Annotated in this window: 27 protein-coding genes and 1 tRNA gene; 7 read left to right on the top strand and 21 right to left on the bottom strand. The window is 74.9% G+C overall.

Features of this window, described 5'->3' with window-relative positions:
* Positions 1-35: 35 nt before the first annotated feature.
* The 3 genes from BX286_RS03435 to BX286_RS03445 are packed head-to-tail and all read right to left on the bottom strand — an operon-like array spanning position 36 to position 2,147.
* Entirely contained in the window at positions 36-332 is a 297-nt protein-coding gene (locus tag BX286_RS03435) for a hypothetical protein (protein ID WP_100862261.1), read from the bottom strand.
* A 4-nt stretch (positions 333-336) separates the two neighbouring features.
* Positions 337-1,206, bottom strand: coding sequence for a DMT family transporter (locus BX286_RS03440; RefSeq protein ID WP_261993329.1), 870 nt, complete (start codon positions 1,204-1,206; stop codon positions 337-339).
* The gene (locus BX286_RS03445) at positions 1,203-2,147 is read right to left on the bottom strand and encodes a phosphatase PAP2 family protein (RefSeq protein WP_121014492.1); all 945 of its coding nucleotides are present in this window, start codon (positions 2,145-2,147) and stop codon (positions 1,203-1,205) included. Before BX286_RS03445 ends, BX286_RS03440 begins: the two co-directional genes overlap by 4 nt.
* A gap of 175 nt (positions 2,148-2,322) precedes the next feature.
* Here BX286_RS03445 and BX286_RS03450 point away from each other — a divergent pair, with 175 nt between their 5' ends.
* Positions 2,323-2,952: a TetR/AcrR family transcriptional regulator gene (locus tag BX286_RS03450; RefSeq protein WP_079430970.1), complete on the top strand. Its 630-nt coding sequence runs from the start codon at positions 2,323-2,325 to the stop codon at positions 2,950-2,952.
* Positions 2,953-3,092: 140 nt separating this feature from the next.
* On the opposite strand, the gene BX286_RS03455 is transcribed toward BX286_RS03450, so the two are convergent.
* The 7 genes from BX286_RS03455 to BX286_RS03480 form a co-directional block, all read right to left on the bottom strand.
* Complete coding sequence (locus BX286_RS03455; RefSeq protein ID WP_079430969.1) at positions 3,093-3,638, bottom strand: TerD family protein; 546 nt, start codon at positions 3,636-3,638, stop codon at positions 3,093-3,095.
* Between the two features lie 117 nt (positions 3,639-3,755).
* Entirely contained in the window at positions 3,756-4,961 is a 1,206-nt protein-coding gene (locus BX286_RS03460) for a DUF2201 family putative metallopeptidase (protein ID WP_121014493.1), read from the bottom strand.
* A 17-nt stretch (positions 4,962-4,978) separates the two neighbouring features.
* On the bottom strand, positions 4,979-6,178 hold the full coding sequence (locus BX286_RS03465; RefSeq protein WP_079430967.1) for an AAA family ATPase: 1,200 nt from the start codon (positions 6,176-6,178) through the stop codon (positions 4,979-4,981).
* Entirely contained in the window at positions 6,175-8,022 is a 1,848-nt protein-coding gene (locus tag BX286_RS03470) for an ankyrin repeat domain-containing protein (RefSeq protein ID WP_187344072.1), read from the bottom strand. The genes BX286_RS03465 and BX286_RS03470 overlap by 4 nt, the downstream gene beginning before the upstream one ends.
* A complete protein-coding gene (locus BX286_RS03475; RefSeq protein ID WP_079432107.1) occupies positions 8,019-9,170 on the bottom strand; it encodes a gala protein in 1,152 nt (383 codons plus the stop codon). Before BX286_RS03475 ends, BX286_RS03470 begins: the two co-directional genes overlap by 4 nt.
* 114 nt (positions 9,171-9,284) lie before the next feature.
* Positions 9,285-9,357, bottom strand: a tRNA-Arg gene (locus BX286_RS36010).
* A gap of 77 nt (positions 9,358-9,434) precedes the next feature.
* Positions 9,435-10,514: a hypothetical protein gene (locus tag BX286_RS03480; RefSeq protein ID WP_121014494.1), complete on the bottom strand. Its 1,080-nt coding sequence runs from the start codon at positions 10,512-10,514 to the stop codon at positions 9,435-9,437.
* Between the two features lie 220 nt (positions 10,515-10,734).
* On the opposite strand from BX286_RS03480, the gene BX286_RS03485 reads away from it, so the two are divergent.
* Positions 10,735-11,547: a glutamate ABC transporter substrate-binding protein gene (locus tag BX286_RS03485; RefSeq protein ID WP_079430965.1), complete on the top strand. Its 813-nt coding sequence runs from the start codon at positions 10,735-10,737 to the stop codon at positions 11,545-11,547.
* Between the two features lie 72 nt (positions 11,548-11,619).
* Here the strand turns inward: BX286_RS03485 and BX286_RS03490 are convergent, their stop codons facing one another.
* Positions 11,620-12,186, bottom strand: a complete 567-nt coding sequence (locus BX286_RS03490) for a DJ-1/PfpI family protein (RefSeq protein WP_079430964.1) — start codon at positions 12,184-12,186, stop codon at positions 11,620-11,622.
* A 217-nt stretch (positions 12,187-12,403) separates the two neighbouring features.
* Between BX286_RS03490 and BX286_RS03495 the strand changes: the two genes are divergently transcribed.
* Positions 12,404-13,219 carry an endonuclease I family protein gene (locus tag BX286_RS03495; RefSeq protein WP_079430963.1) on the top strand — a complete coding sequence of 272 codons (816 nt, stop codon included), beginning with the start codon at positions 12,404-12,406 and terminating at the stop codon, positions 13,217-13,219.
* A 13-nt stretch (positions 13,220-13,232) separates the two neighbouring features.
* On the opposite strand, the gene BX286_RS36375 is transcribed toward BX286_RS03495, so the two are convergent.
* From BX286_RS36375 to BX286_RS03515, 4 genes are all read right to left on the bottom strand, one after another.
* Positions 13,233-13,853 (bottom strand): hypothetical protein, encoded by a 621-nt coding sequence (locus BX286_RS36375; protein WP_187344073.1) that lies wholly within the window; start codon positions 13,851-13,853, stop codon positions 13,233-13,235.
* A gap of 167 nt (positions 13,854-14,020) precedes the next feature.
* Positions 14,021-15,658 carry a glycoside hydrolase family 20 protein gene (locus BX286_RS03505; RefSeq protein ID WP_121014495.1) on the bottom strand — a complete coding sequence of 546 codons (1,638 nt, stop codon included), beginning with the start codon at positions 15,656-15,658 and terminating at the stop codon, positions 14,021-14,023.
* A gap of 85 nt (positions 15,659-15,743) precedes the next feature.
* Entirely contained in the window at positions 15,744-16,181 is a 438-nt protein-coding gene (locus BX286_RS03510; protein WP_121014496.1) for a heme-binding protein, read from the bottom strand.
* 36 nt (positions 16,182-16,217) lie between these two features.
* Positions 16,218-17,444: an MFS transporter gene (locus tag BX286_RS03515; RefSeq protein ID WP_079430959.1), complete on the bottom strand. Its 1,227-nt coding sequence runs from the start codon at positions 17,442-17,444 to the stop codon at positions 16,218-16,220.
* A gap of 192 nt (positions 17,445-17,636) precedes the next feature.
* Here BX286_RS03515 and BX286_RS03520 point away from each other — a divergent pair, with 192 nt between their 5' ends.
* Positions 17,637-18,089 (top strand): MarR family winged helix-turn-helix transcriptional regulator, encoded by a 453-nt coding sequence (locus BX286_RS03520; RefSeq protein WP_100862269.1) that lies wholly within the window; start codon positions 17,637-17,639, stop codon positions 18,087-18,089.
* Positions 18,090-18,629: 540 nt separating this feature from the next.
* Here BX286_RS03520 and BX286_RS03525 read toward each other — a convergent pair.
* Both BX286_RS03525 and BX286_RS03530 read right to left on the bottom strand, forming a co-directional pair.
* On the bottom strand, positions 18,630-19,082 hold the full coding sequence (locus BX286_RS03525; RefSeq protein ID WP_261993330.1) for a hypothetical protein: 453 nt from the start codon (positions 19,080-19,082) through the stop codon (positions 18,630-18,632).
* A gap of 168 nt (positions 19,083-19,250) precedes the next feature.
* Positions 19,251-19,931 carry a hypothetical protein gene (locus BX286_RS03530; protein ID WP_261993331.1) on the bottom strand — a complete coding sequence of 227 codons (681 nt, stop codon included), beginning with the start codon at positions 19,929-19,931 and terminating at the stop codon, positions 19,251-19,253.
* Positions 19,932-20,114: 183 nt separating this feature from the next.
* Here BX286_RS03530 and BX286_RS03535 point away from each other — a divergent pair, with 183 nt between their 5' ends.
* The 3 genes from BX286_RS03535 (at position 20,115) to BX286_RS03545 (ending at position 22,642) form a co-directional block, all read left to right on the top strand.
* Positions 20,115-21,413 (top strand): sensor histidine kinase, encoded by a 1,299-nt coding sequence (locus BX286_RS03535; protein WP_261993332.1) that lies wholly within the window; start codon positions 20,115-20,117, stop codon positions 21,411-21,413.
* Complete coding sequence (locus BX286_RS03540) at positions 21,410-22,099, top strand: response regulator transcription factor (protein ID WP_121014498.1); 690 nt, start codon at positions 21,410-21,412, stop codon at positions 22,097-22,099. Before BX286_RS03535 ends, BX286_RS03540 begins: the two co-directional genes overlap by 4 nt.
* A gap of 93 nt (positions 22,100-22,192) precedes the next feature.
* Positions 22,193-22,642 (top strand): PRC-barrel domain-containing protein, encoded by a 450-nt coding sequence (locus tag BX286_RS03545; RefSeq protein ID WP_079430955.1) that lies wholly within the window; start codon positions 22,193-22,195, stop codon positions 22,640-22,642.
* Between the two features lie 118 nt (positions 22,643-22,760).
* On the opposite strand, the gene BX286_RS03550 is transcribed toward BX286_RS03545, so the two are convergent.
* From BX286_RS03550 to BX286_RS03565, 4 genes are all read right to left on the bottom strand, one after another.
* Positions 22,761-23,732 (bottom strand): zinc-binding dehydrogenase, encoded by a 972-nt coding sequence (locus tag BX286_RS03550; protein WP_100862271.1) that lies wholly within the window; start codon positions 23,730-23,732, stop codon positions 22,761-22,763.
* Between the two features lie 61 nt (positions 23,733-23,793).
* Entirely contained in the window at positions 23,794-24,726 is a 933-nt protein-coding gene (locus tag BX286_RS03555; RefSeq protein WP_261993333.1) for an IS701 family transposase, read from the bottom strand.
* A gap of 112 nt (positions 24,727-24,838) precedes the next feature.
* Complete coding sequence (locus BX286_RS03560; RefSeq protein ID WP_079430953.1) at positions 24,839-25,354, bottom strand: hypothetical protein; 516 nt, start codon at positions 25,352-25,354, stop codon at positions 24,839-24,841.
* Entirely contained in the window at positions 25,351-26,013 is a 663-nt protein-coding gene (locus tag BX286_RS03565; RefSeq protein WP_237293190.1) for an RNA polymerase sigma factor, read from the bottom strand. Before BX286_RS03565 ends, BX286_RS03560 begins: the two co-directional genes overlap by 4 nt.
* Positions 26,014-26,016: the final 3 nt, after the last annotated feature.

Genomic DNA, 26,016 nt, shown 5'->3' on the forward strand with positions numbered 1-26,016 from the left:
CGGTGGGGAGGACGCAGGCGCAGGCCCGGCGGTTCTCAGCCGCGGCGGGTCCGCAGCAGGCCGGTGGCCAGGGCGGCGGCCGTCACGGCGCCGACTGCGGCCACCGCGAGGCCGCCCCGGGAGCGGTAGGAGAAGAGGGAGAAGACGGAGCGGGCCGAGAAGGCGGAGCCCGCGCTCAGCCAGGAGGCCGCCGAGCCCACGGAGAGGGCGGAGCCGAGGGAGCCGGCGGAGAGCACGCTGCCCACCGAGCCGACGGAGAGCACCGAACCCACCGAACCGATGGACAGCACGGAGTCCCGGGACCACAGGGAGAGGTACGAACGGTCGGCCATGGCGTCAGGCTGCCACATGCCCGGCCGGCACGGGGTGGTTTTCGCCGGTCCGGGCTCCGGGCGCCGTCCGGGTCAGCAGCAGGACGCCCCGGGCGGCGGCGAGGGCTCCGGCGACGGCGAGCACGATGCCGAGGGCTCCGCCCTGGAGGCGTTCGCCGAGCAGGACCATGCCGATGACGGCGGCGGCGAGCGGGTTGGAGAGGTTGACCACGGCGAGCGGGGCGCCGAGGCCGCCCCGGTAGGCCCGCTGCGAGAGCAGCATCCCGCCGACCGCGAAGACCACGACGAGCAGCGCGACGGTGACCACCCGGACGCTGAGCAGGGAGCCGCCGCGGCCGCCCGCGACGGCGACGGTCTGGGTCAGGGCGGAGGCGACGGCGGAGGCCAGCCCGGAGGCGGTGGCGTGCCGCAGGCCGGGGCCGGGGTCCTTGCGGGCGGTGAGCAGCGCGATCACGGCCAGGGTGGCGCCGGAGACGGTGAGGGCCTCGGCGACGCTCAGGGTGTCGTCGGGGGCCGGGCCGGAGGCGGGGAGCAGCAGCAGGCCGAGCCCGGCGACGGTGGCCAGGGTGCCCCGCCACTCGGTGGCGGCGACCCGCCGGCCGGCGCCGCGCGCCCCGAGCGGGACGGCGGCGACGAGGGTGAGCGCGCCGAGGGGCTGGACCAGGGTGAGCGGGCCGTAGCGCAGGGCGGCGGCGTGCAGCAGGGCGGCGGCGGCGTTCAGTCCGGCCGACCACCACCAGGCGCCGTTGCCGAGGAGGTCGCGGGCGGAGCAGGCGACGGCCCGGCGGGCGAGCCGTTCCTGGGCGACGGCGGCGGCCGCGTACGTGACGGCCGAGGCGAGGCAGAGCGCGACGGCGAGCAGGGTGGCGTTCACCGCTCGCCTCCGGCGGGGACGGGCAGGGTCGCGGCGGGGTCCGGCTCCCCGGCGCCCCGCCCGGCCGGCACGGAGGCGGGAGCCGCGGGGTGCGGCGCCGTCGGCGCGGCTGCCCCGGCGGAGGCGGGTGCGTCCCCCGGCGAGGGGGCGGCCGGGGCGGCCGTCCGGCGGGGGTGCGGGAGGCTCCGTACCGCGTCGGCGGCGGCGTCCGTGCGGGCCGCCGGGCGCGGGATGACCAGGAGGGCCGCGCCCAGGAGCAGGGCGGCCACGATCGCGTCGGCCCAGTAGTGGTTGGCGGTGCCCACGACCACCAGCAGCGTGACCAGGGGGTGCAACAGCCACAGGGCCCGCCACCGGGAGCGGGTCGCGGCGATCATCCCCAGGGCCAGCATCAGCGCCCAGCCGAAGTGCAGCGAGGGCATGGCGGCGAACTGGTTGGCCATGGTGTCGGCCGCCGGGGCCGCCCGGTAGACGGTGGGCCCGTAGACCTGCCCGGTGTCCACCAGGTGCGCGGACTCCAGCATCCGCGGCGGGGCGAGCGGGAAGTACAGGTGCAGCGCGAGGGCGGCGCCGGTGAGCACGGCGAGCGCCCGCCGGGTCCACAGGTAGTGCCCCGGGCGGCGCAGGTACAGCCAGACCAGGAACAGCACGGTCGCCGGGAAGTGCACGGCCGCGTAGTAGGTGTTCGCGGTGTGGACGGCGGCGTCCGAGTGGAGCAGCAGCCGCTGTACGGCCCCTTCGCCGGGCAGGTGCAGGGCGCGCTCGGCGTCCCAGACCCGGACGGCGTTGTGGTGGGCCTCATCGGTGCGGCCCGTCGAGAGCATCCGGCCCGCCTTGTACACGGCGAACAGGCCCGCGACGAGCAGCAGCTCGCGTATGAGCCGGCGCCGGGCCCCGCCCGCGGGGGCGGGTGGCCGGCCGGGTGTGGTGTGGGAGGTCATCCCCCGGTCTCACTTCTTTCGGGTGCAGCGGCTTTCGGTCGGACCGTTTCCGATCGACACGCCAGTGTATCGATACATTCGCGTATCGATACGATGGTGTAGCGATAAGCCCCCGGGGCCTTACACTCGGGAGCACGACCCACCGCCCGTGAGCTCACGAGGAGAGCCGCACCCCATGACGTCCACGCCGCAGGCCCCCGTGCGCCGCTCCAAGATCAGCCCGGAGCGCGAGCAGGAGTTCTACGACGCCGTCCTGGACCAGCTGCGCGAGCACGGCTACGAAGCCCTCACCATGGAGGGCGTGGCCGCGCGGGCCTGCTGCGGCAAGTCGACGCTCTACCGGCAGTGGAAGACCAAGCCCCAGCTGGTCGCCGCCGCCCTGCGCGCCGGCCGTGCGCGGCGCGGCGAGCGGACGCTGGCCGACGTGGACACCGGGAACCTGGCGGACGACCTGCGCGAGGCCGCCCGGATCGCGGCCGGCACCTCCGGGCGCGACACCCGGCTCACCCAGGCCCTCGGCAACGCCGTGCTCAGCGACGAGGAGCTCCAGCGCGCGCTGCGCGAGGCGCTGGTCGAGCCGGAGCTGGCGGCCTTCGGCGCCATCGTGGCGCGGGCCGTGGCACGGGGCGAGATCACCGCGGACCACCCGGCCGTGGAGTTCCTGCCGGCTCAGCTGATGGGCGTGCTGCGGATCCGGCCGGTGCTGGAGGGCCGCTACGCGGACGCCGACTACCTGGTCCGGTTCGTCGACGCGGCCCTGCTGCCGGCCCTGGGCATCGGCCCGGGGGACCATCCGGCCACCTGAACCGGTGGGCCGCCGTTCACGATGACCGGACGGCGACCCGCTTCGCGCTGCCTCGTGGGGACGGCGGCAGCGCGCCACCCGGACGGGTCGGCGGCCCTCCCGAGCAGGGGGACCGCCGCCCCGGCCGGTCCGGACCCTCCTCAGTCCCGTGCCGCGCCCATCAGCCGGGTGTACTCCTGCGGGTCCGCGTCGAAGCCGTGGGCTCGGGCGTCCAGCGTCCAGCCGCTCCCGCCGTCGCGGACGAACTCGGCGACGGTGGCCGCCGTGGCCCCGGCGAGCTCGGTGAAGTCGCCGGTGGCGAGGTCGGTGTGGCCCTCGCGGATCCGCAGGCCCGTGCCCGCGACGGCGGAGAAGACCGTACGGCCGGGCGCGCCTGCCGGGCCCGGGTCCTGGATCACCACCCCGACCACCACGCGGACCAGGTCGGGGGCCAGCCGGTCCAGTTCGAGGGTCATCACCTCGTCCCAGCCGAAGCCCTGGCCGTTGCGGCTGTCCCGGTCGAGGGTGATCGTGCCGTCGGGGGCACGGCTGCCGAAGTGGACGAGGTAGACCGGCTGCCCGTGCGGGTCGCCGGCCCCGAAGACCCCGGCGACCAGGTCGAGGTCGTGCGGGGGCGTGCCGGCGGGGCTGGGGTCCCAGCGCAGGGCTATCTCCACCTTGGCCAGGCTCTTGCGTACTCCGGTCACCGGACTCCCCCTCGGCTCGGCCGCCGCGGGCCGTGTCCCCCGCGTCCGGCCCGGCCATGCTGCCACGCGTTGCCGATCACCGGGTGAACCACCGTACACAACCGGCCAGTTCGCGGCTCAGTCCAGGGGGGTCACCCGTACGGTCTCCACACCGTCCGGCGGCTGCGGGGCGTCCGGTCCGATCAGTGCGGCGATCACCCGGCAGGGCAGGGCGCCCTCCGGCCAGGGGGTCAAGCCGTCGGTCAGGACCACGACGATGTCCGGCCGGTCCGGCACGTCCAGCGCGGCCGCGATGCCCACCCGCATGTCGGTGCCGCCGCCCCCGGCGAGGGTCACCTGCTCGGCGCTGGTCACCCGGTTCACGGCCTGTACGTCGGCGTCGCAGGCCAGTACCGCGACCCGGTTGCCGCCGACGCCGACCTCCCGCAGCACCCCGGTCACCTCGCCCAGCGCGGCGGCGAGTTCGGCGTCCCCCATGGAGCCGGAGGTGTCGACGACGATCGCGACCCGGGGCAGTGGCCTGCGCAGGCTCGGCAGCACCACCCGGCCGCCCAGCGCGGGGGTGCGGCGCGAGGGGCGGCGGTAGGTGTAGTCCACGGCGCCGCAGGCCCAGGCCGCGGCCTCCCGGACCGCCCCGCGCAGGGCGCGCCGCCAGTCCACGACCGGCTCCAGCACCTGCTCCGCCCAGCGTTCCCAGCCGGCCGGGAGGCTGCCGCGGCCCCGGGTGCGCCGGTGGGCGCGGACGGCCTGGGCGGTGGTCCGGCGCAGGGCCTCCGCCTCCACCGGGCCGATCCGGGCGGCGCCGTCCGCCGCGCCGAGTTCCCAGGGCGCGGGGACGCCGTGCGCCCCCGAGCCGCAGTCCACGTGCGCGTGCGGGGGCGTGTGCGGGATGGCGGGCAGGTAGCCCTCGAACAGCCCGCCCGCGGGGAGGCCGAAACGGCCCGGCTCCATCCGGCCCTCGGGGAGCCTGAGCCCGTCGGCGAGGAGGTCGTCGTTGATCTCGCAGTCCTGGGCGATGTTGATCCGCAGCGGATCGCGCTGGTCGGCGGCGGGGAGGCGGTCGGCCCGGCCGTGGTGGTCGCGCAGCAGGTGGGCGACCTCGTGGATCCACACGCCGGCGAGCTCGGGCACGGGGGTCCGCTCGACGAACGCGGGCGAGACGTAGCAGCGCCAGTGCCGGTCGACGCCCATCGTGCTCACCCCCGTCGGCCCCGGGGAGGGGACGACGGTCAGCGCGTACAGGGCCGAGGCCAGGTAGGGCCGGGCCTCGGCAGCCGCGTAGCGGGCGGCGAGCAGCTTGGCCCGGTCCAGGGGTCGGTCCACGGGTGCGGCCGGCCCGGTCAGCGGGGGCCGGGGAGGGCCCCGGCCAGCTGGAGCAGTTCCACGAAGGCGTCGATCCCGGCGGGTACGGGCCAGGACGGGTCGCGCATCGCGGCCAGGTCGGCGGCGGCCCGCGCGGCCACGTCGGGCACGCCCGCGTCGACGGCCTTGGCGAGCACCGCCCAGCCCGCCTCCCAGCGGGGCCGGGTGAGTTCGCCCTGGACGGCGGCCACGACCGCGATGAGGAAGGCCAGCTGCCGGTCGCCGCGCCCGGGCAGGGCGAAGGCGTCGGGGTCGGCCAGCACCTTCTCCGGGTCGGGCAGGTCGAGGTTCTCCAGGTAGGCCAGCAGCTCCAGGCCCGCGCCGTCGCCGACGGCCCCGGTGAGCGCGGCCGACAGCGCCTCCCGGCCCGCGCCGGACGCGTAGCCGGTGGCCAGCATGCGCAGGGCCATCTCCCAGGTGCGCGGGGAGGGCCAGGCCCGGCCGCGGCCCTCGGCGTCGTTCGGCATGTGGTGGACGAGGCCGGGGCGGGCGGTGAGGAAGCCGGAGATCACGCCGCGGGCCCGGGCGGCCGCGCCGGCGGCCCGGGCGGGGTCGACGGCGGGCAGGGCCGTCTCCGGCCAGATCCCGGCCATGCCGCGGGCGACCGTGCGGGCGTCGTGCGTCCAGTCGAGGTGGACGAAACGGTTGGCGAGGGGCGGGCTGAGGTGCCAGCCGTCCGCCGCGCTGGAGGGCGGGTTGGCCGCCGCGACGATCCGTACGGAGGCGGGCAGTTCGAGGCTGCCGACCCGGCGTTCGAGGACCACGCGCAGGAGGGCGGCCTGGACGGCGGGCGGGGCGGAGGACAGCTCGTCGAAGAACAGCAGCCCGTGCCCGGTGCGGGCCAGGCGCACCGCCCAGTCCGGCGGGGCCATGGGCACGCCGGTGGTGGCGGGGTCCTCGCCGACGATGGGCAGACCGGCGAAGTCGGAGGGCTCGTGGACGCTGGCGATGACGGTCTCCAGCCGGACGCCGAGGGCGGCCGCGAGCCGCTCCATGCCGGCGGACTTGCCGATGCCGGGCTCACCCCACAGCAGGACGGGCTGATTGGCCGTCACCGCCAGGGCCAGGGCCTCCAGCTGGGGGTTGGCCGCGGGTTCGGTGCGGGTGGCGCCGAGCCGGGCGGCCAGGGCGTCGGCGGCGGCCAGCGCGGGGGCGGGCCGCATCGGTGCGGTGGTCATGCTCTCCCTGCCTGGCCGTCGACCGGACCCGTGGGATCGCCGAGGACCGCGTAGCCGTCGTGGTCGTCGTACTCCCGGTCCTCCTCCCACTCCTCGCGGTCGTCCATGAACTCGTCGTACTCGCCGAAGCCGAGGCCGGGGTGGCGCTCCTCCACCAGCTGCTTGAGGAAGGCGAGGTCGGTCCGCTTGTAGCGGCGCACCACCTGGCCCAGCGCCAGGCCCATGGTGTCGACCACGTCGGTGCGCGCGCCGGCCGCGAGGAGCGCGCGGACCAGGGCGGCGGTGCCGCCGTTCTGGACGGCGCACTGGAGCGGGGTGCGGTCGGCGTCGTCCGCCTGCTCCAGGTCGAGTCCGGCCTCCAGGAGCCGGGGCAGCAGCTCCTCGTGGCGCACGAACGGCAGCAGGTGCAGCAGGCCCTGGCCGCGGCCGTTGCGCACCCCGGGGTCGAGGCCCGCGTCGAGAAGCGCGAGGACGCCGGGGGTGTCGCCGTGCTGGACGCGTTCGAACAGCTCGCGCCGCTCGGCGCGCAGGGCGCGCGGGAGGCGGCCCTTGCCGGTGGTCCACGCCTCGCGCACGGCGAAGCAGCCGGCGATGGCCCCGCCGAAGGCGCGCAGGGCGCGCTCGCGCTGCTGCTCCTCGGCGGTGTGCGGGAGTTCGAGTGCGCCGTCCCGGGAGCGCACCTCGTGCCACTCGCCGACGCAGCGCACCCGGACGGGCCGGGGCGCGGCGGGGCCGGGCGGACCCTCGGCCGGCCCTGCTCCGGGGAACAGCGCGGCGGCGACGAGCGGGTGCAGTTCGTGCGGGGCGGTCCGGCCGGTGCGCACGAGGTACGGGTCGGGCAGCGGCTGCCAGACGTAGTCGGGCAGCCGGGTCACGTCGCCCACCGCCTGGGGGTCGGCGAGCCGCAGCCGCAGGCCGCTCGCCGCCCCGTCCCCGGCGGGCTCCAGCAGCAGCAGGGCGCGCCAGTGCGGGGCGAAGCGGAACCGCTCCCCCGCGCCCGCCGCGGTCAGGCGGCGGAACTCCTCCACGAGCCGGACCGGCTCCAGCGGGACCGATTCCAGCGCTTGCCGGGCGTCGTGGGTGGGGTAGAGGCGGCCGCGCCGTTCGAAGGGCGAGAAGTCCAGCTCGATCCCGGCCGAGGCGAAGGCCGCCTCGAGGTCGCCGCGCCGGTAGAGCTCGGCGGCCCACTCCGTGCGGGCGGCACGGTCGCCGGGGGCGGGTTCGGCGGAGGGCAGCGCGTCGGCGCCGAGCGGGGTGCCGTCGGCGTGGAAGAAGGGGAGACGGCCGACGGGGCCGGCGCAGGAGCGCAGTGCGGCGGTGTGCCGGGAGTCCCAGAACCAGGGCGCGCCGGTCCAGTCCTCGGTGACCCAGCCCGCGTAGGCGTGGCGCTTGCGCGCCGGGTCGACGGGCGCGCAGTGCAGCCGCAGCCGCTGCGGGCCGTCCACCATGGCGCGGGTGGTGGCGTACAGGACGGGCGCGGCCCCGTCCCGGCCGTAACGGGCCAGTACGACGCGCCGGTTGGGGGCCAGGACGGTGCGGCCGCCCAGGACCCGGGGCAGGTGCCAGCGCAGCAGCTCGGGGACCAGGTGGAGCAGGTCGGCCTCCGCCTCGCGGGCGACTGCGGTCCCGTACGCGGAGGCGAGCGCGGGCAGGTCGAAGGCGACCTCGACTCCGGCGGCGGCGCAGGCGGCGCGCCAGTCCCCGGCCAGGCGGTGCGCGGTGGCCTGCTCGATCATCCAGCGGGGCACCGCGTAGCGGCGGACGCGCTGCCAGGCGGCGGCGTCCTCGTCGGGCAGGGCGCCGGGCGGCAGGTCGGCGAGGGGCTGCTCGCCGGACGCGCTCACCGGTACACGCTGCCGATGGCCCGCAGGTCCGGGTGGCCGGGCCGGGCGGGGCGCAGCCGTTCGGCGAAGGAGCGCTTGATGCGCCGGGGGGTACCGGGGCCGAGGCCGACGTGCTCCAGGGGGCTGCCGTCCGGCAGTGCGGCCAGCAGGCGCTTGGCGCCGCGGCCGGTGATGCCGGTGTGGCGCAGTTCGAGGCGGCGCAGCGCGCTGCCGGGCAGCGCGTCGGCCAGGGCGTACGCGCCCTCGTCGCCGGTGGCGTTGCCGGTGGAGCCGAGGCTGCGCTCGGACATGACCCGGCCGAGGTCCAGGGACTCGATCCCGCCGAGGGCCGCGGCCAGGGCGCGGGCTCCGGGAACGCCGATGCCGTTGCCACCGAGGCCCAGGCGCACCGGGCGGCCGGGTCCGGCTTCGGCGGCGGCGGCCGCCAGGATCGCGGCGCCCTCGTCGCCGAGGTGGTTGGCGGGGACGTACAGCTCGCGGACCCCGGCCTCGCGGATGAGGGCGGCCAGCAGCGGGGCCGCTTCGGCGGTGAGGCCGTTGCCGCCGAGGTAGATGCGTTCGAGCGGGGTCTCGCGGGTGCGCAGCGCGTCCAGGAGGAGGCGTACGCCGTCGGCGGTGATGCCGGTGTTGACGAGGTCGAGGGTGCGCAGCGCGGTGTTGCGGCGCAGCAGGGCGGCCAGGATCCGGGCGCCGTCCTCGTGCAGCGGGTTCCGCTTGAGCCAGAGGGCGCGGACGCCGGTGTCCTCGGCGAGGGCTCCGGCGAGGGCGAGGAGGCCGTCGGGGCCGATGCGGTTGCAGCCGAGGTAGAGGGTGTGCAGCCCGTGGTCCGGGCCGGCCGCGGTGAGGGCGGCGGCGAGGGTGCGGGCGCCTTCGTCGGCGAGGGAGTTGGTGCCGAGCAGGAGGTGCGCGGCGTGCGGGGAGGCGGTGGCCGCGGGCAGCAGCCGGGCGGCTCCGGCGGGGCCGAGGCCCTGCTTGCAGAGGTCGACGCGGCCGTCGGCGCGCAGGGTGCCGAGGGGGAAGGTCTCGTCGGTGGCGACCGGGTGGTCCTGCGCGAGGCGGGCGAGCAGCGGGTCCAGGGCCGCCGGGTCGGCGAGGGGCAGGTCCGGGTGCTCGATCGCGGGGCACCGTACGGGCGTCGGCCGTGTCATCACCACTCCACCGGTTCCTTCGCCGGCTTCCGGCGACCGAGCAACTTCGGGTACGAGCGTCCTGACGGCACGGCACGGCGGTGCGCGCCGGCCGTCAGGACGGGAAAGAAGACGCAAGACCGGTCGGATTCGAACCGACGTCCTCCAGCTCGATGCTTGGGCGCGACGACCTCTGCGCTACGGCCTTGCTGCGGTGATCATAGCGGCCGTACCGCCGGAAATCGATCACCAGTTTGAATGCCCTGGGGTCCCGCCGCGCCCGGCTTACCAGTCCCCGTCCTGCACCGGGCGCGGCGCCTTCCCGAGGTGCTTGACCTGTCCCGGCACGGGGGGCGCCCACGGCGTGTGGTCCTCGCCGAGCCAGTCGCCCACCGGCTTGACCTGCTCCAGCGGTCCGGCGGCCGGCAGATCGGTTCCGCTTTCGTCGTAGTAGTCGTACCAGGGCAGTCCCGCCTTGGTGTAGGCGGCCCGGTCCACGGGCGAGGGCGGGGCGTCCTCGCCCGTGATGCGGCGCCACTCGGGCGGGGTGACCAGGTGGACGAAGACCCGCGCGGCGGGGGTGTCCGCCCAGGCGGAGGGCTTGCGCTCGTCGCGGTAGACCTCCTGGCGCATCGACCCGCCGACGCCGAGCCCCATCACCGGGGCCGCGGCCCGCGGGGCGGCCGGCGGGGCCGGCGCGGCGCCCGGAGCGGCCATCGCCATCGGCGCGGGCGGCGGGGCCCCGTAGCCGCCGGGCGCCGATCCGGGCGCGGGCGGCGCCCCGCCGAACACGGGACGCGCGGGACGCGGGCGGTTCGCGTCGCGCCACGCGGCCAGGGCGTCCGGTTCCAGCGGGAACGCCTGGAGCTGCACCCCGCCCATGGTCTCCTCGCCGGAGACCTGCCCCTCGACCGTGGCACCGAGGCCGAGCGGGACGGCGACGAACTGGCGGACCGTCCCGTCGCCCGAGTTGATCCCGTCCAGCCACGGCTGACGGGGCAGCACCACGTAGTTCTGCGGGTCGCGCGCCAGCCGGCCGGTCCACGGCTTCCCCGACACGGCGCACACCTTGCCGACCCCGACCTGGAGCGCGGCCGGCTCGGTCGAGCCGCCGAAGGCCAGCCACATCGCCTCGCGCAGGTACACCGGCAGCATCACGCCGCCCTTGGCCCGCCATTCCGCGGGGACGGTGTCCGGATAGTCCTCGACGCGGCGCAGCGGGAACTCCCCGAGCCCCGGCGGGAGCGCGTGCGTCCCCGACTCCGGGAGGCGCAGTGTCCGGATGAACCTGATTCGTACCCCGTCGCCCAGCAGCAGGGTGTTCCCCTCGACCCGCGCCGCGCCCGTCGTCCCGCCCGTTGCCATGCACCAGCCCCCTTCTTCGGCTCCGGAGCACAGCCGCCGCAGGATCTCCGACGGAACCGGATCGTTATCCTCAAGTTTTCCTCAGATGCAGTGACGCTGCGCCCGTCACCCTCCTAGCTTCCTCATACACGTGCCCACGCGCCCCCGCGGTTCCGCACGTCCCCCCACGTTTCCGCGAGGCCCTTCCTGTGGTTCCGCGTTCCCGAGGAAAGAGCAGCACATGAAGGTTCCCAAGGCCGGTGCGGTCGCCGCAGTGATCGCCCTCGCCGCCACTGCCTCCGGCTGTGGCGGTGAAGCCAAGAAGGAGCCCATCCCGGTCGGCATCAAGTTCGACCAGCCCGGCATCGGCATGCGCGAGCCCGACGGAACGTTCACCGGTTTCGACGTCGACGTGGCCACGTACGTCGCCAAGGAGCTCGGGTACAAGCCGAACGAGATCGAGTTCAAGCAGGTCTACAGCAACGACCGGGAACTGCTGATCCAGTACAACGAGGTCAAGTTCGTCGCGGCCAGCTACACGATCAACGACAAGCGCCGCGAGAAGGTCGACTTCGCCGGCCCCTACTTCGTGGCCCACCAGGACCTGCTGGTCCGCGCCGACGACACCACGATCACCAAGGCGGAGGACCTCAACACCAAGCGGCTGTGCTCGGTGTCGGGGTCCACCTCCGCGGAGAACGTGCGCAGCAAGCTGGCCCCGAAGGCGAGCGTGCTGGAGCTCGGCGGGTACTCGGAGTGCCTGGTCGCCCTCCAGGACAACCTGGTCGACGCCATGACCACGGACAACTCGATCCTCGCCGGGTACGCGGCCCGCAAGGGCAACGAGGGCAAGTTCAAGCTGGTCGGGCTGAACCTGAGCAACGAGAACTACGGCATCGGCATCAAGAAGGGCGACTCCGCGCTCCAGAAGAAGATCAACGCGGCGCTCACCAAGATGGTCTCGGACGGTTCCTGGGACGCGGCCGTGAAGAAGAACTTCGGCCAGGCGAACTACAAGTACGAGCCGGCCCCGCGCGTCACCACGGGCAGCTGACCCGGCGGTCCCGCACGCACACCGAGGGGCCCCGCCGGACCGGCGGGGCCCCTCGGGCATGCCCGCACCCCCCTACGCCAGCGGCGCCTTGGCGCGCAGCACCGTCAGGAACTCCCGCATCCAGGCGGAGTGGTCGGGCCAGGCCCGGGCGGAGACCAGGGTGCCGTCGACCACGGCCTCGGAGTCCCGGAACTCGGCCCCGGCCGCCCGCATGTCCGGCTCCAGCGCCGGATAGGCGGTGACCGTGCGCCCGGCGAGGGAGCCGCTCGCGGCGGTGATCAGCGGGCCGTGGCAGATCTGGGCGATGGGCTTGTCGGCCCCGGCGAAGGAGGCCAGGATCCGGCGCACCTCCGGGTCGTTGCGCAGGTACTCGGGGGCGCGCCCGCCCGGGACGACCACCGCGGCGTACTCCTCCGGGACCACCTCGGCGAAGGCGAGGTCGGCGGGCCAGGTGTAGCCGGGCTTCTCCGTGTAGGTGTCGAAGCCCTCCTCGAAGTCGTGCACGACGAAGCGCAGCTTCTTGCGCGCGGGGGCCGCGATGTGGACCTCGTACCCCTCCTCCCGGAGGCGCTGATAGGGGTAGAGGACCTCCAGGGACTCCGCGGCGTCACCGGTCACGATGAGGATCTTCACTGCCATGGGCTGCTCCAGGGGCGCTGGTGACGGCCGGTCGGAGGCCGTCCGGGCACCGCCTACCGTGCCCAGGGCCGCCCACCGGGAAACCCTTGCGGCGTGCCTGTCCGACACGTGGTTTTAACCTGTTCGATACATGACAATGTGAGCCTCGCTTCGCCACCCGACACCCCGCCAACTGCCAGGGCGGGGACGGTGCTTGTGGAGAGGTATCCCCCACGTCATGAGAATCTCCCGTACGGCCCCCTGGGCCGCCGGTCTCGCGGCCGCCGCGCTGTTCCTCATACCGGCCACCGCCACGGCGGGCCCGCAGCGGACGGCGGCGGCTCCCCGCGCCGCGGCCGCCACGACCAGCGTCGACGACTACTACGCGCCCGCCGCGGGCAAGACCGGCGCCGCGCTGAAGACGGCGCTGCACGACATCATCAAGAACCAGTCCACCGTCACGTACGACGGCGTGTGGAACGCGCTGAAGGTCACCGACCAGGACCCCGCCAACCCGAACAACGTCATCCTGGTGTACTCGGGCCGCTCCCAGTCCAAGAACTCCAACGGCGGCGGGGTCAACGACTGGAACCGCGAGCACGTCTGGGCCAAGAGCCACGGAGACTTCGGCACCGTCACGGGCCCGGGCACCGACCTGCACCACCTGCGTCCCGAGGACGTCACGGTCAACAGCACCCGCGGCAACAAGGACTTCGACATGGGCGGCAGCCCGGTCGCCGAGGCCCCCGGCAGCTACACCGACGCCGACTCCTTCGAGCCGCGGGACGCGGTCAAGGGCGACGTCGCGCGCATGCTGCTCTACATGGCCGTGCGCTACGAGGGCGGGGACGGCTTCCCCGACCTGGAGATGAACGACAAGGTCAACAACGGCACGGCCCCGCTCTTCGGCCGGCTCAGCCTGCTGAAGCAGTGGAACCAGATGGACCCGCCGGACGCCTTCGAGCAGCGGCGCAACCAGGTCATCTTCGACACCTACCAGCACAACCGGAACCCGTTCATCGACCACCCGGAGTGGGTCAACTCCATCTGGTAGCGGTCCCGGTGGACTACTTGACGTAGATCTCGTCGAGGGTGTCGATGACCCCTTCCGCGTTCAGGTGGTAGTGGAAGGGGAGCCCCTTGTCCGGGTGGGTGTCCAGCCACCCGGTCAGCTCGCTGGTGGAGATCGGCTTGCCCATCACCGTGCCGGGCCCGAGGATCGGCGCCGTCGCGGTGATCTTGGCCTTCTCCGAGATCGGGATGTACGTCCACGGGCCCGACGGTTCGAATCGCCCGGGGCAGCCGTACGTGCCGTGCTGGACGATGAGGCTGGTCATGCCGCCCTCGGGCGTGTAGCGCTGCACTGCGATCGTGTCGGGCGAGACCGGCATCCGGTGGTCGGCGCCGCAGGTCGGCGCGGGCGGCGGGGCCGGGGCAGGGGGATTCTTCCCCGCCGGGGTGGCGGTCGCCGAGGGCTTGGGCGCCGCGCCGGTCTTCGAGGGGGCCGGCACGGCGGCCGTGGCGCCGGCGGAAGGCTCGGCCCCGCCGGAGGGCGCGGCCGGTGCGGCCGCGCTGGGCTTCGCGTCCGGCGCGGCGGCCGGGTCGTCGCCGTTCTGACAGGCGCTCAGCGCCAGTATCCCGCACACCGCGAGGACGGCCGCGGCCGCCTGCCCCCGTACCGCTCCCATGGTCTTCTCCCTCTGCGCGTTCCTGCGTCGGGCCAGACCGTAGCCGCCGGGATCCGGCCGGGGCGACGGCCGGATGCGTTTCGTCACCGGGCCGGGATCGGCTTGTTGCGGAGCGGGGACTTCCGGCCCCGTTCGGCGGACGCCCGCGACCGCTCGGCGGTCACCGCTCAGGGGGCCAGGCGCCCGGCGAGGGCCTGGAACTCGGACCAGGCCGCCTGCGGCGGGCGGGGGTCCCAGAGCTTCTGGGAGAGCGCGGCCAGGGGCATCCGGATGCCGGCGGCCACCTGGGCCGGGGTCTGGGAGCCGGCCAGGTCGCACCAGACGGCGAGGCGGGCGCCGAGGATCTGGGCGTCGTACGAGGCCGGGACGGGGGTGGTGCCGTGCAGGACGAGCGGGGTCCACTGTTCGTAGATCCGCTTGCCGGTGGGATAGGTGAACTGGTTGGGCTCGCCGAGGACGTAGTAGAGGTAATCGTCGTTGAGGTTGACCACCTTGCGGCCCGTGCTCAGGTACTCGGCCGGCGGCCGGGCTCCGTTCTCCTTGCCGGTCCAGTACTCGGCCTGGATGTCGGCGGCGGCCTGGGCGACCCCGCCCTTGAAGATCCCGTCGTTCCACGCCTTGAGGGCCTTGCCCGACGGGCGGACCACCGCCGCCCGGTCGTTGAGCCAGCCCGTCGCCAGGTCCCGCACCCGGGCCGTGGCCCCGTAGCGGGCGCGCGCGGCGCTCGCGAGCTGCGGGAAGGAGGCCTGCGGGTCCTTGACGACCAGGGCCTGGTACTCGTCGGCGCCCAGGTGCCAGGCCCCGGCCGGGAACAGCGGCAGGTACTCGCGCAGCAGGTCGTCCACGAGCTTCGCGGACGCCGGGTTCGATATGTCCACGGCCCCCTTGACGGCCCGGCCCGCCGCGTCGCGCAGCTGGAGCTCCGGGTGGGCGCGCAGGACGGCGCCGAGGTGGCCGGGCGAGTCGATCTCGGGGACGACCGCGATGTGCAGCCGGGCGGCGAGGGCGGTGATCTCCCGTACGTCGGCCTTGCCGAGGTGCGGGGTGGAGACGATCTCGGGGTGGGTGTCCGACTCGATCCGGAAGGCCTGGTCGTCGGAGAAGTGCAGGCCGAGCTGGTTGAGTTTGAGGTCGGCCATCTCGCGCAGCCGGTCCTCTATCCAGGCGGGGGTGAAGTTCTTGCGGGCGATGTCGAGGTTGAGTCCGCGCTGCGGTTTGGCCGGGGCGTCCTTCACCGTGCCCTCGGGGGCCGAACCGGCGCCGCGTATCTCCTGTTTGAGGGTGCGGGTGCCGTAGAAGACGCCCGCCTCGTCGGGGCCGGTGACGGTGACCCGGCCGCCCGCGACGGTGAGGGTGTACGACTCGGGCGGGCCGGAGTCCTTCGCGCCGAGGGCGAGCCGCACGTCCCCCGGCTGCGTCTGGTCGGATTCGGCGTACCCGAGGTGGAGTTCACCGGCCAGCAGCCTGCCCTCGTCGGCGAGGGCGGCGCTGTCGGCGGGCGATACGAGGACCCGCGCGGCGGGAGCGGGCTTCCAGCCGGGGCCCCGGGCGGGCGTGTGCTCCCGGACGGACGGGACGGTGCGCGGGGCGCTGGAGAGCGGGTACGGGGAGGCCGGCGGCGGGGTCGGGGTGGCGGAGGCCCCGGTGGCGGGCGCCCGGGTGCCCTGCGGGGCGGTGGCGCTGGGAGCGGCGCCGTGCTGCTCGGCCCCGGCGGAGCACGCCGGCACGGCGAAGGAGACCAGGGCGGCGGCCGCTGCCGTCGCGATGGTCCGTCCTCTTCGGAGCCTGCTGTTCGTCTGCCGCATGATGCACCGGTCCCCCGTACCAAGCTGGCACGGGGGACCGGTGGGCGCGACCCGGAGCGGAAGGGGGTGCCCCGGGCCGGCGGGCTCAGGCGCGGGCGAGGGCCTCCAGGGCGGCCTCGCCGAAGCCGTGGTCCTGCTCGGGCGCGCCGCCGCCGATGCCCACGGCTCCGATGAGGTGGCCGTCGCGGTGGACGGGGAGGCCGCCCGCGATGAACAGCAGCGGCCGGTCGAGGGCAGTGGGCAGGGAGTGGAAGGGGCCGCCGGGCAGGACGGCGTCGGTGAGGGCGGCGGTGGGGGCGTTCAGCTGGAGGGCCGTGTAGGCCTTGCGGGTGCTGGTCTCGCCGGAGATCAGGACGGCCCGGTCGTCGCGGCGGAAGGCCAGCGGGTGGCCGCCCGCGTCCAGGACGGTGACGCTGACCGCGACGCCGGCCGCCCCGGCGGCGGTGCGGGCTGCGCTGACGAGCAGTTCGGCGTCCTCGGTGGTCAGCGGGGAGACGGCGGTGCGGGCGGTGGTGCGGGACATGGCGGTGTGCTCCTGTTGCGGGGGGATCGGTGGGGGTCAGTGGTGGACGGCGGCCGGGGCGGGGGCGGCCGAGGGGGCTGCGGCCGCGACGACACGGGCCCCGGCCGCGGCGCGGCGGTCCGTACGGCGTTCCAGCGCGCCGGAGACGAGCGCCAGGACCAGGGCGGAGGCGGCGAGGGCGGCGCCGACCCAGTTCGGGGCGGTCCAGCCGAGGCCGGAGCTGATGACCAGGCCGCCGAGCCAGGCGGCGAGGGCGTTGCCCAGGTTGAAGGCGCCGATGTTGACGGCGGAGGCCAGCGTGGGGGCGCCGGAGGCCTGGTCGAGGACGCGCTTCTGCAGCGGCGGCACGGTCGCGAAGCCGAGGGCGCCGATGAGGGCGACGGTCACGGCGGCGCCCGCCTTGCTGTGGGCCGTGAGGGTGAAGGCGGCCAGGACCACGGCCAGGGAGCCGAGGGACACGTACAGCATCGGCATCAGCGCCCGGTCGGCGAACCGGCCCCCGACGAGGTTGCCGGCGACCATGCCGAGCCCGAAGAGGACGAGCAGCCAGGTCACGGAGGTGTCGGCGAAGCCGGCGACGTTCGTGAGCATCGGGGTGATGTAGGTGATCGCCGCGAAGACGCCGCCGAAGCCGAGGACGGTCATGGCCATCGCGAGCAGCACCTGGACGTTGCGGAAGGCGGCCAGTTCGTGGCGGATCCGTACGCCCTCGGGACGGGGCGGCTCGGGGACCAGGCGGGCGATGCCGAGCAGGCCGAGGAGGCCCAGGGCGGCGACGATCAGGAAGGTGACGCGCCAGCCGAGGTGCTGGCCGACGAGGGTGCCGAGCGGGACGCCGATCACGTTGGCCACGGTCAGCCCGGTGAACATCATCGCGATGGCGCCGGCCTTGCGCTCGGGCGCCACGAGTCCGGCGGCGACGACCGCGCCGATGCCGAAGAAGGCGCCGTGGGCGAGGGAGGCGACGACCCGGCCGGCCAGCATCACCCCGAAGGCGGGGGCGAGCGCGGAGAGCACGTTGCCGGCGACGAACAGGACCATGAGCAGCATCAGCATCCGCTTGCGGGGGACGCGGGTGCCGAGGACGGTCATCACGGGGGCCCCGAGGACGACGCCGAGGGCGTAGCCGGTGACCAGGAGGCCCGCGGTCGGGATCGAGACGCCGTACCCGGCGGCGACCTCGGGCAGCAGGCCCATGATCACGAACTCGGTGGTGCCGATCCCGAAGGCTCCGATGGCGAGGGCGAGGAGCGCGAGAGGCATGACGTGCGGCCTTTCGGGGGTGGGGGGTCAGTGCGGGGAAGCGGCCGGGACGTTGCGCCAGCCGTTTACAGTCGTCCACATTAATTGCAGACGCGGGATAGTTGCAAACGCGGGCTATTGCGCGGGTCGCCTATCCTGGGAGTACGCGCACGCGCACGCGGTACGCGCATGTCTTGACGACGGAGGGACCCCATGACGGCCACGGACAGCGCCCCGACCCCCCTCGCCCAGGGCTGGTGCGCCCTCTCCCTCCTCCACGGCCGGATCGAGGCGCACCTGGAGCGGGCCCTCCAGGCGGGCCACGGGCTGAGCGTGCGCGAGTACTCCCTGCTGGACGTGCTCAGCCGCCAGCACGACGGCCCGGGCGGCCACCTGCGGATGCACCAGGTCGCGGAGTCGGTGGCGCTCAGCCAGAGCGCGACGACCCGGCTGGTCAGCAGGCTGGAGGACCGGGGCCTGCTCAACCGCTACCTGTGCGACACCGACCGGCGCGGCATCTACACCGACGTCAGCCAGGCGGGCCTCGACCTCCTGGCCGAGGCCCGCCCCACCAACGCCGCCGCCCTGCGCGAGGCCCTGGACGAGGCGGCCGGCCGCCCGGAACTGGCCCCGCTGGTCACGGCGGTCGAGAACCTGCGCGCGTAGGCTCCCGGCCGGAGGGCCGGGGGCCTGTGCCAGGAGGCTTGCGCCTGGGGCGTGAGCCGTTGGGCTTGGGCTCTGGGGCTTGGGGTCCGGGGCTTGGGCTCTGGGGTCTGAGCCCGGGGGCGTCACCCAGGAGCGGCTAGGAGCTGTCCGGCGGGCGGGTGCGGGTCACCTCGGCGCGGATCGCGGAGCGGTTCGGGCCGGAGCGGCTGCCGGTGGCAATGGACCGCTCGGCGCGGAGGAGGGCCGGTTCCGGTGACCGCGTACGACTCGGGTCCGCTGGTGGTGTGCGCGCCCGGCGGCTCCTCCGGGTCGGCCACCGCCGCCGGCGGATGATGCTGCGGGCCCGTTCGGAGGCTGTGCCGGCGGGGGCGTACGAGGCGGTGGAACGGCTGGTCGACGAAGCGGCACGCGGAGGTCCGGACGGAACTCCTGGGCACGGGCGCCGTGGTGGAGGCCAAGCGGGCACGGCTGAAGTCCCCCGAGCGCGGGCCGGTGCCGTCCCCCTGGCTGGGGTCGGCACCCGCCCGTACGCCGCCGCCGTCAGTCTTCCTCCCTGCGCCGACGACGGTAGTAGGCGATCGTGACCACGGCCAGGAGCGGGCCCCAGGCCAGCAGCGGGAGGTAGCAGGCGGTCATCAGCCAGGCGGACGCGCCCTTGGGTGCATCGGCGGCACGCATCTCCTCGTTCCACCCGCCACACGCCGCCAGGGTCGTGATCGCGGTGAGCACGGCCGCTCCCCCCGAGGCCGGGACCACCGCTGCCAGGGCGGGGATCCGCCGGCCCCCGAGAACCGGTATCCAGCGGGGCACTCTCTCGCCCCACGGCCGGATGAGGCCCAGGGTGAGCAGTCCCAGGCATTCGGCGAACACGCTCAGCGCGATCAGGTAGAGGGACGTCCACCCCGGGAAGTTGCCCTCATGCAGCTCATTTCCCTCGCCGAATCCGGAGGGCATGCCGAGGGCCACCGCGCACCGCCACAGGCCCGAAGGCACCAGGCTCAGGGCGGCAGCGTGCGCTGCCCACCGGATCGGACGGGAAACCACCGGCCGGTCCGGTCTCGTGGACGGGGGGCGGGTCGTCGTCGGAAGTGCCATGACGTCTGTGATCCTCTGCCTCTGCTGTCTGTTCCGTGCCGTTTTCCGGACCGTCTTTCCGTGCTGTCACCGGCCCGCGCCGGGCTGCCATCCGGCCGGCAGTGCGGGCAGGTCCGCGTGCGTGACCTTGAAGCCTCCTTCGGTGACCGGTGCGAAGGGGGCAGGGGCCATGCAGGTGCCGACCCTGGGCATGACGGGCTTGCCGTCGACGACGTCGAGATTGCCGACGCCCCAGCTGAAGGAGAACCGGCCGCGGCCCGGGCCTCCGCTCTTGACGCTGAACCCGTAACGGGTGCCGATCTCTTCGGGGTCGACCGACTTGGTGATCACAGCGGTGAGCGTCGCCGTATCGCCGCCCGTGACCAGGCAGTCCACGGCCGCCTCCGCCGTCCGGGTCTCGTTCGTCTCGGCCACCCAGTGGGAGATGGTGACCGTGCCCCGGGCATCGGTGGGCATGCCCTTCGGCAACGTGTCGACGGGGCGGCTGAAGGGCGCCGCGGTCGCATCCACCGTGAAACGGATGTCGTCGTCGGGCGCGTAGGTGTAGAAGATCCGTCCCTGCCCGCTGACCTTGGCCGGGCCGTCCGGCTTGTTCGCGGACGCGGATGCCGGTGCGGAGCCGGATGAGGAGGCCGCATCCGTGGCCGAGGCGAAGGAGGACGGTCCGCTCAGCGCGGCGAAAACCGTCGCGGCGGCGACCGCCCCGGCGGCGATCCGGCGGCGCGGGGTGGAGAGGAGGGCGGGCATACAGGGCTCCTTGGTGGGCGACCGCCCGACGGCGGCCGTGGTTTCGGTGACGGGTTCCACCCTCGCCGCGGTGGCGGCGGGCGGACCATCTGCCGATCAGCGGATCTCCCGCCCCGGCAGGTCCTTCCCCCTCTGCCGTTCGGCAGAGGGACCGGCCCTGCACCCCACCCGTAGGATCAAGACGTGGGGAAGATCAAGGACTTCGGGCACCGAGACGTCATCCTGACCGCGGCCGCCGTTGTGACGGGGTGTACGGCGCTCGGGGCCGTCGCCGTCGTGCACGGCGGCCTGTCGGGGCCCTACGGGGCCACGTCGGCGATCGCGACCGCCACGACGTTGCTGTGGGTCCTGGCCGGCTGGCCCCGCTCACGCGAACGCCTCGCCCCGCCCCTCGCGTTCGCCGGAGTCCTGTCCCTGGCCACCACCGCCGTCGCGACCCCGCCCACGGAACCCGACGCGTCATGGGCGCGACTGGTGGAAGTGGTCCTCCTGCTGGTGCTTCTCGTCGTCGCGGCCCGCTGGGTCCCCTTGCGGCAGGCGGTGGGGGCGGTCGTACCGGCGGGTGCGGCGGTGGCGGCGTGGACCCTGCCCCTGCTTCCGGAGCCCTCGCTGCTCTCGCTGGCCGGCGCGGCGGCGTTCTGGTCCCTGCCCGTACTGGGTGCGGTTGTCATCGGGGGCTATCCACGGCTGATGGAGCACCGGCGGCAGCGCCTGGTCGTCGAGACCCGTCGCTCCCAGCGGCTCGAACTCGCCCGTGACCTCCATGACTTCGTCGCTCACGACGTCAGCGGGATCGTGGCGCAGGCGCAGGCGGCACGTTTCGTGGCGCAGGCGGATCCCGGCCAGGCGCTGTCGGCGCTGGAGCGCATCGAGGCGGCCGGGCTCAGCGCGCTGGCGTCGATGGACCGGATGGTGAAGACACTCCACGAAGCGGACGGCGGTGATGCCCGGCCGCCGGGCGCCGGCGGTGTCGAGCCGCTGCCCGGCGTGGACGGGCTGCCCACTCTCGTCGCGCAGTTCTCCTCCGCGGGCGCGGCCCCGGTGGCGCACCTTCACGTGGCGCCCGGAGCCACGGACGGGCTCTCGCGGGCCGCCGGTTCGACGGCCTACCGGGTGGTCGTCGAAGCCCTCACCAACGTCCGCCGCCACGCCCCCGGCGCCTCGCGGGTCGAGGTGTCCCTCACCCCCGCCCGTACCCTCGACGGCGCGCCCGCGCTCCAGGTCGAGGTGTGCGACGACGGCGGCAGCGGGCGGAACGCAGAGCGGTCCGGCCCGCGTACGAGCATGCGGCGGCCGGGGGACGGCCACGGCGGACGCGGCCTGAGCGGTATGCACGAGCGCGTACGGGCCACGGGTGGCAAGCTGACGTACGGGCGCTGCGGCAAGGGCGGTTGGCGGCTCGTCGCCGTGCTGCCCCTGGCATCGGAGTCCCAGGCGTCGGAGCCGACAGGCGACCTCGTGGCGGCGGAGACCCCGTCGTGAACCACGCCCCCATCCGCATCCTGCTGGCCGACGACCAGGACGACGTCCGCAGCGGCTTCCGTCTTGTCCTGGACTCACAGCCCGACATGACCGTGGTCGGCGAGGCCGCCGACGGAGCCACGGCCCTGGAGCTGGCCCGGAGCCTGCGGCCGGACGTCGTCCTGGCCGACATCCGCATGCCGCGGCTCAACGGCCTTGAGCTCACCCGCCGCCTCGCCGGTCCTGACGCCCCGCATCCCACCCGGGTCATCGTCGTGACCACCTTCGACCTGGACGAGTACGTGCATACCGCCCTCCACCACGGCGCCAGTGGTTTCCTCCTCAAACGCTCTGGGCCCACCCTGCTGATCGAGGGCGTCCGGGCGGCCATGGCCGGTGACGCGCTGATCAGCCCGCAGATCACCGTCCGCCTCCTGCGCCGGCTCACCACGGCCCCGTCACTCCCGGCCACCGCCTCCCCGCCGGCGGAGGCACGCGCGGCGGATCCGCTGACCGACCGCGAGCGACAGATCGTCCGTCTCATCGCCCGCGGCCACACCAATGCCCGGATAGCCGCCGAGCTCTTCATCTCGCCGGGAACCGCGAAGACCCACATCGCCAACATCCAGACCAAGCTGAAGACCGCGAACCGTGTCGGCATCGCGGCATGGGCCTGGAAGACGGGGCTGGCCACCCCGGAGCCGTGAACCGGCGTGCGGACCCGTCAAGGCTTTTCGCAGGCCCGCGACGGGGTAGCCGACCAGGGAAAGGGAGCGCGCCAGGACAGACGAGGAGCAACGGTGATCACTCCGGAGCAGCTCGCAGCCATGGCCGGCTGCACGGCTTACACGAGCGAGGGCCAGCGCGTGGGCGGGGTGGAGTACGTCCTGGTGGACGACACCACCGGCAGGCCCGAATGGGTACGCATCACCGACCGGGCCTCGGGGCTGGGCGGGGTCTTCGTCCCGCTGCGGCACGCGGTGCTGGAGGAGGGGCGCCTGGTCCTCCCGTATCCGGTGGCAGTGATCGAGGAGGCTCCGTGCGCGGCGCTGGACTGCGGCAGCGTGCTTTCCGTGGCGGAGGAGCAGCAGCTGTTCGGCCACTACGACCTGCGGGACGTGCGCGAGGAGGTCAACGCCGAGGCGGGCGCGGGCTGGGGGCAGATGGACCGGGCGCAGGCCATTCACGAGGGCACGGCCGGCCACGAGAGCACCCTGTCACGTCTACGGCCGGCCCGGCCCGGGCGGTGAACCGGGCCGGGCAGTGAACCGGCCACGCCCGGGCAGTGGACCGGCCACGCCCGGTCGGCGAACCGGGCCGGGCCGGGCGGCTGGGTGAGCCGGGGGCGCGGCGGGTCTGCCTGCCGCGTCAGACGGTGAGCACCGCCTTGCCCACGAGCTCGCGGGACTCGATCGCCTCGTGCGCCGACGCCGCGCGTTCGAGGGGGAAGGTGCCGCCGATCACCGGGCGGAGGGCGCCCTCCGCTGCCGTACGGAGAGCCTGCCCCGCGAGCTCGGCGTGTTCGGGGGCGGTCAGCTGGACGTCCCCTATGCCGAGCAGGCGGACACCCCGGGCTGCCGCGTCCGCCGGGTCCACCTGGGCGAAGCCGCCCGTGGGGGCGCCGTGGGCCGAGAACCGGCCGCCCTGGGCGACCAGGGCGAACGCGGCCAGGCCGACCTCCCCGCCCACCCCGTCCAGAACGACGTCAGCACCCGCGCGGCCCAGTGCCTCGCGGGCCCGCTCCACCCAGTCCGGGCCGGCCGCGTCGACGACGACGTCCGCGCCCAGTTCCCGGACCAGGGCGGTCTTGCGGTCACCACGTGCCACACCGATCACCCGGGCGCCCGCGGCCTTCGCGAGCTGGACCAGTACGGTGCCCATGCCGCCGGAGGCGCCCACGATCAGGACCTGCTCGCCCGGCCCGACAGCCGTGGTGGCCAGCAGCCTGGCCGCCGTCACCCCGTCGTGCACCAGGGCCGCTGCGTCCGTGAAGGAGACCCCGTCGGGCACGACGGCCAGCGCCTCGGCCCGGGCCACGGCCAGCTCCGCGTAGCCGCCGGTGGAGCCGATCGAGGCGACGACACGGCGGCCGGTCCACGCCGGGTCCACACCCTCGCCGGTCGAGCGGACGGTGCCGGCGATACCGCCACCGGGGACGTACGGGGGGACCACCGGGAAGAACGCCCGGCCCCAGCCGCTGCGCACCTGGGTTTCCACGTAGATCGTGTCCACGGCGGCGACGGCGACCAGCACCTGCCCCGGTCCCACCACCGGCTCGGGCACCTCCACCGGAACCAGTACCTCCGGACCGCCGAACGCGATCGCCTGTGTCGCGCGCATGGCACCCACCCCTCACCTCGGCCGCCGGACCCTCCGGCGGCCGTGCCGTGAGTCTCGAACATCAACTGCGGTTGAGGTCAACCGAGGGGCGCCGCCCCTCCCCTGCTCCCGGCGACCCGCCGTTCGGCGTCCCGGCCGCCGCGCGTCTCGTAGCGGCCGGCAGCCGCTCGTACGCGGCGAGTTCGTCGGGCCCGGGCAGGTGCAGCCGGGCCTCGGCCGAGGGGATGCGGTGCTCCAGGCCCAGGCAGGTCTTCAGCTCGCGGTAGTCGTGCTCGATCCGCCACCGGGCCTTCGCCAGCCGCACCAGAGGGCGGGGCGCGAGCCCGCTGTAGGCGGGCTGATGCGGCTCGGCATCCTCACCGTGGGCGGTCATCTCGCCCTTGGCCTGCAGGACGTAGGCCAGACCCCGGTCCTCCAGGCCGTGACGGAAGTCGGCGTTCGCGCCGTAGCCCGTGTCTGTGACCAGGGCGGCGGGCCGCAGGCCGGTGGCGGCGAGTTCGTCGAGCATCTCCAGCGCGAGCTGCCGCTTCGGGCGGTGATGTTCGCTGTCGGGGATCCGGCAGGCAGCCCGGCGTGCGGCCGCTTCGGGCCCGTCCCACGACTGTGGCAGGAACAGCCGCCATGACAGCGGGCACGAAGCCGTGTCCGAGGCGGCGTGGACGCTGACACCGATCTGGCAGTTGCCGACCTTGCCCAGCGTGCCCGAGTACTGGCGGGCCACCCCGGGCGAGGCAGTGCCGTCCTTGGGGAAACCGGTGTCGTCCACCACCCACACCTCAGGGCGGACCCCGGCCACCGCCCGCCAGGCCAGCCGGTCCCGCACGCCAGCGACCGGCCAGGTCGAGGACGTCATGAACTGCTGCAACCGCTGATGGTCAACCCCAAGACGCTCGGCCATCGGCTTCATCGACTTGTGTCGGCCGTCCAGCAGCAGACCCCGCAGATACAACTGGCCCTTCTCCAGCCAGTCCCGCCGCACCAACGGCGCGAACACCTCGGAAGCGAACCCCTCCAACCGGACCCGCACCGCCGCAAGCTCCCCAGCCCTCATACAGCCAGCGAACTACCAGACACCCGACGTGACAAGACCGGATAACAAAGCACTACTACCCCTTGGATGCCGAAGGGGCCGCCGTGACCGGGGGGCGGCCGGCGCCCGGGCCCTGGGAGGGCATGGCCGGGCCCTGCACCGGGCCGTGCGTGCCCGGTGACGTCGGAGGGGCCGGACGGCCCGAGGACGGCGGCGGGCTCGGGGTCGGCGTCGGTGTGACGCGGGGGCCCGGGCTCTGCGACGGCGGCACCGACGGCACCGCCGAGGGCGACGGACTCGACGGCGCGCTCGGGGTCGGGGCCGGCACGGGGGTGAGCTCCGGCGGCGCGGCGGGCGGGACCGGGCGCACCGGCGCCCCGTCGGGGCCGAGGACCAGGTAGCCGGCCAGCGCCGCCGCCGCCAGTCCGGACAGGCCCGCGAAGGCCCAGGCCGAGCGGCGCAGCCAGACGCGGGGCGCCGCGAGGTGCGGGCCGGGCGGGTCGGCCGGGCGCAGCGAGCGCACGGTCACCTCCTCGGCCCGGGCCTCCAGGGCCTCCCGGAGCCGGCGCTCCACGGGGCGTTCGCCGGTCATACCCGTCCCTCCAGAATCCGTTCCAGCGCGTCCAGGGCGCGGCTGGCGTTCGACTTCACCGAGCCCCGGCTGATGCCGAGGGTCTCGGCGATCTCCGCCTCGCTGAGGTCGGCCCAGTACCGGAGCACCAGGACCTGGCGCCGCCGCGGCGTCAGCCGGCCCAGCGCCGCCAGGACCTCGCGGTGGGCCTCGTCCAGGACGACGGACGCCTCGGCGGAGGGGACGTCGGCCGTGACCGGGGGGACCCAGGCGCGGGCCGTGCGGCGGCGGCGCAGCACGGAGCGCGCGGTGTTCACCACGGCGGTGCGCAGGTAGCCGAGCGCGTTGTCCACCTCCGCGATCTGCTCTCCGTACCGGCGGTAGAGGGCGGTGAAGGCGTCCTGCACCACGTCCTCGGCGGTGCCCAGGTCGTCGACGAGGAGCACCGCGAGGCGGACCATGGACAGCCGGTGGGCGTGGTACAGCTCGCTGACGGTCGGCGCGGGCGCGGTGTCGCCCGGGTCCCGGCCGGCCGGGCCGTAGGTGTACGGGTAGGGGCGCGCGCCGGGGCCGGCCGGCGGGGCGGGGGTTTCGCGGCGGGTGAGCCACCACCACAAGCCCCGCCGTGCCCGAGGGGATACGGGCACGGCGGGGCCGGCGGACGGTGCGAGTGCGAGCACGGG

This window comes from Streptomyces sp. 3211.6, from assembly GCF_003634815.1.
Taxonomy (GTDB): domain Bacteria; phylum Actinomycetota; class Actinomycetes; order Streptomycetales; family Streptomycetaceae; genus Streptomyces; species Streptomyces katrae_A.